Below are 6,464 nucleotides of genomic sequence, written 5' to 3' on the forward strand. Positions count from 1 at the left end.
CAGAGGATGATTAACAACATGCTGAAATTTGCACCAAAAGGTTATATCGGACTGTTACTTACATTAATGTTATGCGCCTCAGCTCTCGTCACCCCTCTCTCCAGTAACAAAGTTCAAGCCGCAGAGGCTGAAGCCGAAACCAAAATAACATTGCTTGGAACATCGGATATCCACGGACGGTTTATGCCTTGGGATTACGCACTCGATGGCCCGAACAAGACAGGCAGCTTGACTCAGCTATACACAATTGTCAAAAAGGTTCGTGAACAGAATCCAAACACGATTTTGCTTGATGCAGGAGACATGATACAAGATAACTCTGCAGAGTTGTTTAATAACCAACCGAGGTCTCCTATGATGGTAGCTATGAATGAGATGAAGTATGACGCATGGGTAATGGGAAACCACGAGTTCAACTTTGGGCTTGATGTGTTAGAGAAAATCTCCTCGCAATTTAAGGGACAACCCTTAGTGGGGAACGTATTCAAAGAAAATGGCGACCGCTACATGCCGGCTTACACCATTATTGAGAAGGCCGGGGTCAAAGTTGGCATTATCGGCATGAATACACCCATGATTACGGAGTTTGAAAAGGGAACCGACCACTTAGACGGCATTATCGTGAAGGATCCTGTAGAAGAAACAAAAAAAGCTGTCGCTGAGCTAAAAGGTAAGGTTGATGTCATCGTTGGCCTCATGCATATGGGACTAGATAATGAGAATGGAAAAGCAGGTACAGGTGTAACGGATATCGCTAATGCGAATCCCGAACTGACTGCTATTTTTGCTGGACATATGCATACCTTAGTTGAATCGAAAACAGTGAATGGTGTGCTCATTTCTGAGCCTAATAAATATGGATCACATATTTCGCGTATCGACCTGACGTTCACAAAGCAAGGGGATAAAGTCGTACTGAAAGACAAGCAAGCAACGGCTCTAGCGGTTAAAGCCCCCGATGGCTCGTTTGAGGAATCAGATAGCGGACTAGAAGGCATTTTACAACCATTTCACGAGTTCGCTCGCGCAGATGCGAATACCGTTGTCGCTGAACTGAAGGGAACAAACCTTGTCCCACCAAATGAAATGAAAGGCATTCCTGCTGTACAAATCCAGGAGACGCCGTTATCGGACTTCTTCAGCGAAGTCATGTTGCATTACAGTAAGGCCGATGTCGTCGCTCACCAGATTGATAATGATAAGGCTAAACTAGATATTGGACCGATTAAGAAAAAAGACATTGCTTATAATTATCAATTCGCACTTGGTGAAGTTACAGTATACCAGGTAACAGGTAAAGACTTAAAAGACTATATGGAATGGGCAGTAGGTTATTTTAACTCGACGCGACCTGGCGATGTAACCATTAGTTTCGATGCGAAGAGACGTGCCTCTAAATACAGCACGAATGATTTCTTTGGTGGCGTAACTTATGAAGTTGACTTGTCCGAGCCTTATGGTAGCAGAATTAAGAACCTGAAGTATGCGAGTGGAGTTTCCGTGAAAGCAGACGATACGCTGAAGCTTGGAATGAACGCCTACCGAATGGAAGCCCTGAAAGCTAAGGGTGGCGCACTGGAAGGCAGAACATTCAAGCAGCTTTGGTCTTCTAAAGATGCGACTGCCTACGGCGAAGATAAAGGTACGATTCGAAACCTCTCGATTGCCTATTTGAAAGAAGTAAAAAAAGGCGTGTACGAACCAACGATTCATCATAATTGGAAAGTGACAGGTATCGATACGACAGCACCAGCACGTGCAGATGTTGTGGAGTTAATCAATGACGGTATTCTATCGGTTCCAACAACGGAAGATGGTAAATACTCCAATATAGCTTCCATTAACATTCTAGATTCCGTTACTCAAGATGAAATCGCTGATCTCGCTACAAAAGCAGAGGTAAGCCAAGCGTTGTTCACCGACGTAAAAACGAAAGGTGAGTTCTATCAGAAGCTAAATCAAGCGAGAAAAACCTCGGCTGGTGTCGTTGAAGAACAAGAGCAACCTAAACCTAGTGAACCTGCTGCTGTTGAAAAGCCGACCAAGCCAGTTACACCTATTAAAGAATCTACCAATACAATGGAGAAGCAAGCTAAGGTTACAGCATATTTCTTGAATGTACGTGCTAAAGCCTCATCTACAGCTAAGATTTATACGGCAGTGCCACAGAATACCGTTTTGAAGGTACTAAGCGTTGACAAGCATGGATGGGTGAAAGTGAATTTCAACGGTCAAGAAGGCTATGTTTACGAAAAATATATAACCATGCTGCCTTAACAGCAGTAACAAAGAAATCCAAGCCTATAGCTTGGATTTCTTTGTTTTTTCCACTGAAAATCACGGGGTGAAACTGGCTCGTATCATGCCTTGGGCAAAATAGGTGTTTCATGCCAATTTCCGACTGCAATAACTCTATGAATCTTGCAACTTCTTTCGACAAATTTCGTATATATGTTCGATTGTTCTCTTGAGAGAGGGGATGGAGCAGAATATGAAATCGATTCGCAATTATAAAATAATAGCCTACATAGGCATATTCGCCTTATGCATCGGATTATGGCTCGGCCCGGCGCCTGCCGCACACGCGGGATTCTGGGATTGGGTGAACGGCGTGAAGGAAATTCCCTCCGATGTGGATGAGCTGAAGTCGAAATATACGCAAATGGAAGAGAGCTTCCAGAAGAGCCGGGAACAGTATGAGACGGTCTCGAATCAATTGATGCAGGAGAACGAGCATCTTCGCGTACAGAATGAGGCACTGACATCACGTTTGAAGCTGCTGGAAGAACAGGATTTACATCAGAAAGAACGGATGAAGTGGATCATAAGAGGAATCATGATCGCAGCTAGCGTCATAGCGCTTTTTTTTATCATGACACGAGTCACACGAGTCTTGTTCTGGCGGCGCCATCGATAATGAGACAAGGATAGGGGAGATGATTAGGATATGAATGTCATATGTGAAGAGGGAGCAACCCTATCGCAAGCGGTCACACTTCAATTGGATGCTGGGGAGAAGGTATCAGTGCTCCATCCAAGTCAAATTATCGCCTTTCAAGGAAATTCGAATCAACGCGAAGATCGGCTTATGGATATTGCAGGCATGTATCGCAAAAGAAAATTGATTCAATCGAATGTCAGCGGGCCTGCGCAATTCATGATTGGGCTGCCGGCGGGGTATTCGGTACAGACGATCCCGCTCTCCGAAGGTGCCGATCTTCTCTTTGAGTGGAAGCATGTCTTGTTCTATACCGATGGCATGCGTGTTGAGCGTAAAGTTCAAACGTTGAAGAATGCATTAATCACGCGTGAGATTATTAAGATGAAATTTTCCGGGGATGAAGGGATATTGGGGGTCCTGACACATGGACAGCTGCATCGGATGAAGTTGGACCCAGTTCAGCCGACTTATATCGACGTAGGTTGTCTTGTTGCTTATCCGGAGAATGCAACACTGACTCCACGTGTTTATGGGAATGCACTTGCGAGCCAGCATATGAACTACCATTTTGAAATTACAGGTCATGGCTATGCATTGATTCAGACTGGAAAATCAGATCATCAACTGGAACAAGAAATTGAGGGAGATGGGTTTATACGGCGCGTTTTGCGCGAGGTGATTCCTTTTGGTGGCATTCTTATCAAATGACCGATTCTGAGCTGAACATTCTGAAAAATTTGCTCGAGAAGCCATGAGGCGTTAGGATAGATGTTAACGATAGGGTTTTGCAGGGTATTGTTAATCGACCAAATGGATGATACGCAGAAAGAGGTTACTTATGTTAGATAATCATGAGCAGGCACAGGTAGAGGAGCTGAACCAGCGGATTCAGGAGCTTGAAGAGGAGAATGCAAGACTCAAGCAGTTGGTAATCAAATTAAAGAATCAACGTTCAAGAGGGGAAGGCCGCATGTCGACACCGCTTAGAGAAGCGCTGCGCGAGTAGGAAGGAGCTGCACGACAGCAGCCCCTCTTCACCGAATGAATAAGCAATTGTAAAAAATTACATTTGTATTATGTCGAACTCTGTGGTAAATTAAGATTCTGTTCACGAGATACACGATATTCCCTGATAGCTCAGTTGGTAGAGCACTCGACTGTTAATCGAGTTGTCACAGGTTCGAGTCCTGTTCGGGGAGCCACTTATGGAGGCTTAGCTCAGCTGGGAGAGCATCTGCCTTACAAGCAGAGGGTCAGCGGTTCGATCCCGTTAGCCTCCACCATTATGATCACCAAAGGGTATTACGATTATTTTCCGAGGCCCTGGGGAAATGTAAGAAGTATAACTGACGCGGGGTGGAGCAGCCCGGTAGCTCGTCGGGCTCATAACCCGAAGGCCGCAGGTTCAAATCCTGCCCCCGCAACCAAATGATTTTAAACGATATTATGGAGCTGTGGTGTAGAGGCCTAACATGCCTGCCTGTCACGCAGGAGACCGCGGGTTCGAATCCCGTCAGCTCCGCCATTTTTACCTCTCTAATGAGAGCCATTAGCTCAGTTGGTAGAGCACCTGACTTTTAATCAGGGTGTCGAAGGTTCGAGTCCTTCATGGCTCACCAGTTTTTCTAAAAAATATGGTTGACAAGCACTTTCAATCATAGTATAGTAATTAAGTACCACATGCGCGCGTATGGCGGAATTGGCAGACGCACTAGACTTAGGATCTAGCGGGCGACCGTGGGGGTTCAAGTCCCTCTACGCGCACCATACTTAATAATGATTCCCGTGACTTCTGCGAAGAGGTGCGGGATTTTTATTTTGTACTAAGGTGTTTTATACTTAGGTATAGTGGAGTTATTAAAAATTTAATGTACTAGGCTAATATTTGTGATTATAATCACAAATTAGTGTTGTGGAAGTCGATATAATAAAGTTGTTCAGATAAGTCAATAACCATATGGAAATAGGAGGTGTGTGCTCCATGTTGACGCGTATAATGAAATGGTGCGCTCGCCTGGGTCTTACATTTCATGTCATAAAGACAGTGTTGGCGGCGGCGATCTCTTGGTCAGTCGCATCTTTAATGTTTGGAGATCATTTCTCGTATTTTGCTCCCCTTGCAGCTGTATTGACGGTTCAACTCACGATCGCAGATACAATGGAAAAAGGACTATACCGTATTCTTGGTGTAATCATTGGGGTCGTCGTGACCGCTGTCGTCGTGCCTTATGTGGGACAGAACTTCTTAGGTGTCGTGGTGGTGCTCCTTATTGGTATGGGCGCAGCTACGGCCTTCAAACTGAATCCGCAGATTATTTCGCAAATTGGTGTGAGTTCGGTGATGGTGATGTCTTTTCAACAAGCTCAAGGTTACGCTACAGGGCGGATAATTGAGACGATTGTCGGTGCGCTCATTGCGGTTCTTGTTCAAATCACGATACATCCTGAGAATAAAATGCCGTCGGCTGTGCGTCGAAACGCGAATATTTGTCAGAAGCTTGCGGAACGAATGCAGCAATTGGGTCAAAGTGTGTCTGCACAGCAGAATGACTTGATGAGTTTTCAATATTCGGATGCGGATTTGATGTCTTTGAGTCGAAAATTGAATGATGCATACTGTAATGCACAGAAAAGTCTCAAATATAACTTTGTCTATCGTAAAGATTCTCGAAAACTAGCAGCCTTGCAAGATCGTGTAGATACAGTTCAGAAAATATTGATTGCTGTATCCAGTGTGAACTATGCTGTACAGGAGATTGGAACGAAATATTTGAAGCAATTGCCGATCGAGGCTGCGCTAATGAGTTCAGCTGAATGTATTCGGTTATATGGTAGATTGCTAAAACAAACAACGCCAAAACGGCATGAAGCACTGGAACAGGCGATTCATCAGGCCTATGATGATCAGTTTTTATTGTTTGATGCTTTTAAGGAACAGCAAGCTAAGGCAGAGACACTGATGGAGATTGGGAGTCTGTTCGCGGATTTGCATCGTATCGTTGCTGAGATAGAACGCTCGAGTTCGTCGATGTCTTCGAATCATGCTTTGGTGAAGGCAACAGGATATATGAAGACGAAGAAAAATTCCACACCGCGTAGAATAGCGAATTAGCGAAGAAAGAGTGTAATATGCGTAGATTCCATTTGGAATTAATTGCATGTTGCATTCTTTTTGCATTCCATGGTATATTCTTATTCCGGCCGCTACGAGAGTAGCAGACGGGACGCAAGAGAAAAGAACTTCTCGAAAAAACTTAAAAAAATATCTTGCATTATGAAATCGAATGTGATATATTATAAAAGTTGTCGCCGAGAGAACGATGCGGTGATCACGAGAAAGACATTGATCTTTGAAAACTGAACAACGAATGATTGAAAGTATAACGAGGACTTCGGTTCTCGCAAGCAAGTCAGTTTCAAAATGAGCAAGTCAAACACTTTATTGGAGAGTTTGATCCTGGCTCAGGACGAACGCTGGCGGCGTGCCTAATACATGCAAGTCGAGCGGAGTTATTCCTTCGGG

At 44.4% G+C, this 6,464-nt stretch carries 5 protein-coding genes, 6 tRNA genes and 1 rRNA gene; all 12 read left to right on the forward strand.

The window, feature by feature from the left end; all coding sequences use genetic code 11:
* The first annotated feature begins 18 nt into the window (after positions 1-18).
* Entirely contained in the window at positions 19-2,277 is a 2,259-nt protein-coding gene (locus C558_RS31330; RefSeq protein ID WP_018757699.1) for a 5'-nucleotidase C-terminal domain-containing protein, read from the forward strand.
* Between the two features lie 214 nt (positions 2,278-2,491).
* Positions 2,492-2,917 (forward strand): tropomyosin, encoded by a 426-nt coding sequence (locus C558_RS0118080; RefSeq protein WP_018757700.1) that lies wholly within the window; start codon positions 2,492-2,494, stop codon positions 2,915-2,917.
* Between the two features lie 30 nt (positions 2,918-2,947).
* Positions 2,948-3,649: an AIM24 family protein gene (locus C558_RS0118085; RefSeq protein ID WP_018757701.1), complete on the forward strand. Its 702-nt coding sequence runs from the start codon at positions 2,948-2,950 to the stop codon at positions 3,647-3,649.
* Between the two features lie 130 nt (positions 3,650-3,779).
* On the forward strand, positions 3,780-3,947 hold the full coding sequence (locus C558_RS33880; protein ID WP_018757702.1) for a hypothetical protein: 168 nt from the start codon (positions 3,780-3,782) through the stop codon (positions 3,945-3,947).
* 120 nt (positions 3,948-4,067) lie between these two features.
* Positions 4,068-4,143: transfer RNA gene (locus C558_RS0118095), tRNA-Asn, on the forward strand.
* A gap of 5 nt (positions 4,144-4,148) precedes the next feature.
* Positions 4,149-4,224, forward strand: a tRNA-Val gene (locus tag C558_RS0118100).
* 67 nt (positions 4,225-4,291) lie between these two features.
* Positions 4,292-4,368 (forward strand) — tRNA-Met (locus C558_RS0118105).
* Positions 4,369-4,389: 21 nt separating this feature from the next.
* Positions 4,390-4,466, forward strand: a tRNA-Asp gene (locus C558_RS0118110).
* An 18-nt stretch (positions 4,467-4,484) separates the two neighbouring features.
* A tRNA-Lys gene (locus tag C558_RS0118115) sits at positions 4,485-4,560 on the forward strand.
* A 65-nt stretch (positions 4,561-4,625) separates the two neighbouring features.
* Positions 4,626-4,708 (forward strand) — tRNA-Leu (locus C558_RS0118120).
* A 214-nt stretch (positions 4,709-4,922) separates the two neighbouring features.
* Positions 4,923-6,053 carry an FUSC family protein gene (locus tag C558_RS31335; protein WP_018757703.1) on the forward strand — a complete coding sequence of 377 codons (1,131 nt, stop codon included), beginning with the start codon at positions 4,923-4,925 and terminating at the stop codon, positions 6,051-6,053.
* 327 nt (positions 6,054-6,380) lie between these two features.
* A 16S ribosomal RNA gene (locus C558_RS0118130) occupies positions 6,381-6,464 on the forward strand; the annotation flags it as partial.

This window comes from Paenibacillus terrigena DSM 21567 (assembly GCF_000374845.1).
GTDB lineage: Bacteria > Bacillota > Bacilli > Paenibacillales > Paenibacillaceae > Paenibacillus_K > Paenibacillus_K terrigena.

Excerpts from the sequence above, each read along its gene's own strand:
- C558_RS31330 (WP_018757699.1), top strand. The coding sequence starts at position 19 with ATGCTGAAATTTGCACCAAAAGGTTATATCGGACTGTTACTTACATTA.
- C558_RS0118080 (WP_018757700.1), top strand. The coding sequence starts at position 2,492 with ATGAAATCGATTCGCAATTATAAAATAATAGCCTACATAGGCATATTC.
- C558_RS0118085 (WP_018757701.1), top strand. The coding sequence starts at position 2,948 with ATGAATGTCATATGTGAAGAGGGAGCAACCCTATCGCAAGCGGTCACA.
- C558_RS33880 (WP_018757702.1), top strand. The coding sequence starts at position 3,780 with ATGTTAGATAATCATGAGCAGGCACAGGTAGAGGAGCTGAACCAGCGG.
- C558_RS31335 (WP_018757703.1), top strand. The coding sequence starts at position 4,923 with ATGTTGACGCGTATAATGAAATGGTGCGCTCGCCTGGGTCTTACATTT.